Here is a 3,466-nt window from a genome sequence, read left to right as displayed (position 1 = left end):
GCGGTTCCAGTGGCGATCTCGGAGACGACCCACGCCATATGCGATCGCCCTGCCCGCAGAGTGGGGAGCGAGAGCGCGCGGCCGCTCCGCTCAGAGCAGCGGGCGCTCGCGGTTCATCAGCCAGAGGGCGTGGACGGTGCCCGGCAGCCAGCCCAGGATCCACAGAAGGATGTTGAGCAGGAACTGCAGGCCGAAGCCGGTGGTCAGCAGCACCGCGACGGGCGGCAGGAAGATCGCGAGGAGGATGCGGACGAGGCTGGACATCGGTCTCTCCAGTGGAAGGGGCTCGCGCGCCCAACGAAGCTGAGCCTTCTCCGTTCCGGCGCCGCGGCTTCCGCAGGCCACGGTCGCGACGCGGACATGCGCACCGTCACATCGCCGCCGCGTTGTCGGGGGACGGGGAGCCCGGGAGGGGGCTCTCCCGCAGCTCCGCTCCGAGGCATCCGTGACCGCACCGATCCGGCCGAACCCGCCCGAGGGGGCGCGTGCCAGCGCCCCCGTCGCCGTCCCCGCGGCGTGGGCCGGCCCGGGCTTCGCCGAGTTCGTGGCCATCGTCGCCCTGATGATGGCCGTGACCGCGATCTCGATCGACAACCTGCTCCCGGCCTTTCCGGCGATCCAGGCGCGGTTCGGGGTCGCCGACGCCAACCATCTCCAGCTCCTCGTCTACGTCTACATGATCGGCTTCGGGCTGGCGCAGATCGTCTACGGGCCGGTCTCGGACGCGCTCGGCCGCCGGCCGGTCCTCCTCGGGGGGCTGGCGATCTACGCGGCCGGCACGGCGCTGGCGATGGTGGCGCCCTCCTTCGGCTGGCTGCTCGCCGCCCGCATCATCCAGGGCGTCGGCGCGGCGAGCGGGCGCGTGCTCTCGACCGCGATCGTGCGCGACCGCTTCGCCGGCCGCGAGATGGCGAGCGTCATGTCGCTGATCATGATGGTGTTCCTGATCGTGCCGATGATCGCGCCCGCCGTCGGCGGCGCGATGCTGGCGCTGGGCTCCTGGGTCTGGGTCTTCGTCTCGATGCTGGTGCTGGCCGCGATCTGCACCCTCTGGTTCACCTGGCGCATGCCCGAGACCCTGCACCCGGAATACCGCCGCCCGCTCTCGCTCCGCGCCACGATCCAGGCCGTGCGGACGACCCTGCGCTGCCGGGTCGCGGTCGGCTACGCCACGGCGCTCGGCCTGCTCACCGGCTGCATCATGGGCTATGTCGGCTCGTCCCAGCAGATCTTCGATACCGGCCTCTACCATCTCGGCGCGCTCTTCCCGCTGGCCTTCGGCGCGGTCGCGGGCGCCATGGGGGCGGCGACGCTCGTCAACGCGCGGGTGGTGCGGTGGCTCGGCATGCGCCCGCTCTCGCATGCGGGCCTCGCGGCCTTCGTGATGGTGGGGCTCGCCCAGGTCGGCGTCGGCCTCGCCTGGCACGGGCACCCGCCGCTCGCCCTGTTCCTCGGGGTGCTGGCGCTGAACCAGTTCCTGATCAGCTTCGCCATGCCGAACTTCAACGCGCTGGCGCTGGAGCCGCTGGGCGCCATCGCCGGCACCGCCTCGTCCTTCCTGGGCTTCTACACCACGATCCTCGGGGCGCTGTGCGGCTACCTGATCGGGCAGGCCTTCGACGGAACCGTGCTGCCGATCGGCATCGGCTACGCGACGCTCGGCGGCCTCGCGCTCCTCGTCGTGGCCTGGACCGAGCACGGACGGCTGTTCCGCGGCGGCGTCTCCGGTTGATGGCGCCGCGTCCTTAACCCGGCCTACACGCACCCGCCCCAAGGCTCCTCCGGCCCGCCCGAAGGAGCCCGTCCGTGATCGCCAGAGCCCCCGACGCCCTCAGCCTCGCCGCGCGCCTGCTGCTGGCCTCCGCCCTCCTGCCGACGGGCATCGCCCGGGCGCTCAACGTCTCGGGCTTCGCGCTGACGCTGGCGGGCGCCGGCGTACCGGCCCCGAACGCGGTCGCGACCGCGATGGTCGTCGTGCAGGTCTTCGGACCGCTCGCGCTGATCCTCGGCGTGCTGCCGCGGCTGACCGGGCTCGCGCTGGCGCTGTTCGCCGCCGGCATGGCAGTGGTGCTGCACCCGTTCTGGCAGTTCGGCGGCGCGGCGGCGATCGCCGAACGCACGCTGCTGCTGGCCGATCTCGGCCTCGCCGGCGGCTTCCTCCTCTACGCCCTGCAGGGCCCCGGCGCCTGGAGCTGGCAGGGCTGGCGCGCGGGCGCCCGCTCCGCGCCCAAGAAGGCGCCGGCCCGCAAGCCCGCCAACAGCAACGGACCGAAGCGCGGCGGCCGACCCGCCCGCGCCGCGGCCTAGTTTCGCCCCGGCGCCCCGGCCGGGGCCGCCTCGACCGCGCGCCGCCCCGAGATCTCCGCGCCGGCATCCGGGCTGAGCCGCCGGAACGGGAACACGGAGGCGCCGGAGATCAGCGCTACCGCCAGGAAGGCCGGGCCGAAATCCTCCGCCCGGATCTCCGCGCGCCCGTGCCACGCGGCGGCGCCCTCGAGTGCCAGGGCGCCGAGCGTCACGCCGAGGCTCAGCGAGAGCTGCTGCGCGACGCTGGCGAGGCTAGTGCCCGCGCTCATCTCCCGCTGCTCCAGGTCCGCGTAGGCGATCGCGTTGATGCAGGTGAATTGCAGCGAGCGCAGGCAGCCGCCGAGGAACAGCAGGCCGATGATCAGCAGGTGCGGGGTCTGGGCCGTGAACAGCCCGTTCACCGCCAGGAAGGCGGCCGCCAGCACCGCGTTCGTCACCATCACGGCGCGGAAGCCGAAGGTGCGCAGGATGCGGGGGCCGACCGTCTTCACCAGCATCGCGCCCGCTGCCGCCGCGAAGGTGATCAGGCCCGATTGCAGCGCGTCGAGGCCGAAGCCGATCTGCAGCATCAGCGGCAGCAGGAAGGGGATCGCCCCCGTGCCGATGCGGAACAGCGAGCCGCCCGTCACCGCGGCCCGGAAGGTCGGGTAGCCGAGCAGGCCGAGCCGCAGCACCGGGTGCGGCACGCGGGCGGAATGGCGGATGTAGAGGCCGAGCAGCGCCGCGCCCCCGCCGAGGCAGCCCCAGGTGAGCCAAGCCGGCAGCAGGTGGCGCCCGAGCGAGGCGAGGCCGAGCATCAGCCCGGCCAGGCCCGGCCCGAGCAGCAGGAAGCCCGCGACGTCGAGCGGCGGCCGCTCGGCCTCGCGCAGATCCTCGAAGTAGACGCTCGCCAGCACGATCCCGGCGATCCCGATCGGGATGTTGATCAGGAAGATCCAGCGCCAGTCGAGCCAGGTGGTGATCAGGCCGCCGAGCGGCGGGCCGAGGATCGGGCCGATCAGTGCCGGGATGGTGAGGTAGGCGAGCGCCGTGACGAGTTCCGATTTCGGCACGCTGCGCAGGATCACGAGGCGGCCGACCGGCACCATCATGGCCCCGCCGAGGCCCTGGAGGAAGCGCGCCGCCACGAAGCTCAGGAGGCCGTCGGCCGCCTCGTGAT

4 protein-coding genes are annotated in these 3,466 nt (G+C 73.2%); 2 read left to right on the top strand and 2 right to left on the bottom strand.

The genetic code is table 11. From position 1 onward, the window contains the following. Positions 1-90 precede the first annotated feature (90 nt). A complete protein-coding gene (locus tag AX737_RS31880) occupies positions 91-264 on the bottom strand; it encodes a YqaE/Pmp3 family membrane protein (protein ID WP_082772915.1) in 174 nt (57 codons plus the stop codon). Positions 265-457: 193 nt separating this feature from the next. Between AX737_RS31880 and AX737_RS06195 the strand changes: the two genes are divergently transcribed. Together AX737_RS06195 and AX737_RS06190 are read left to right on the top strand one after the other, a co-directional pair. After that, positions 458-1,732 carry a multidrug effflux MFS transporter gene (locus AX737_RS06195; RefSeq protein ID WP_066919883.1) on the top strand — a complete coding sequence of 425 codons (1,275 nt, stop codon included), beginning with the start codon at positions 458-460 and terminating at the stop codon, positions 1,730-1,732. Between the two features lie 74 nt (positions 1,733-1,806). Beyond that, positions 1,807-2,307 (top strand): DoxX family protein, encoded by a 501-nt coding sequence (locus AX737_RS06190; RefSeq protein WP_066919882.1) that lies wholly within the window; start codon positions 1,807-1,809, stop codon positions 2,305-2,307. On the opposite strand, the gene AX737_RS06185 is transcribed toward AX737_RS06190, so the two are convergent. Beyond that, the coding region (locus AX737_RS06185; RefSeq protein WP_066919880.1) for an MFS transporter at positions 2,304-3,466 on the bottom strand (1,163 nt) is incomplete at its 5' end. The two genes, AX737_RS06190 and AX737_RS06185, sit on opposite strands and share 4 nt — an antisense overlap.

Origin of the sequence: Methylobacterium sp. CCH5-D2 (genome assembly GCF_001556475.1) — a bacterium.
In the GTDB taxonomy this organism is placed as follows: domain Bacteria; phylum Pseudomonadota; class Alphaproteobacteria; order Rhizobiales; family Beijerinckiaceae; genus Methylobacterium; species Methylobacterium hispanicum.
This window is presented reverse-complemented; position numbering and strand designations above follow the sequence as displayed.

What these genes read in the sequence shown, in the direction of transcription:
- AX737_RS31880 (WP_082772915.1), bottom strand. Translation starts at nt 264, where the DNA reads ATGTCCAGCCTCGTCCGCATCCTCCTCGCGATCTTCCTGCCGCCCGTC.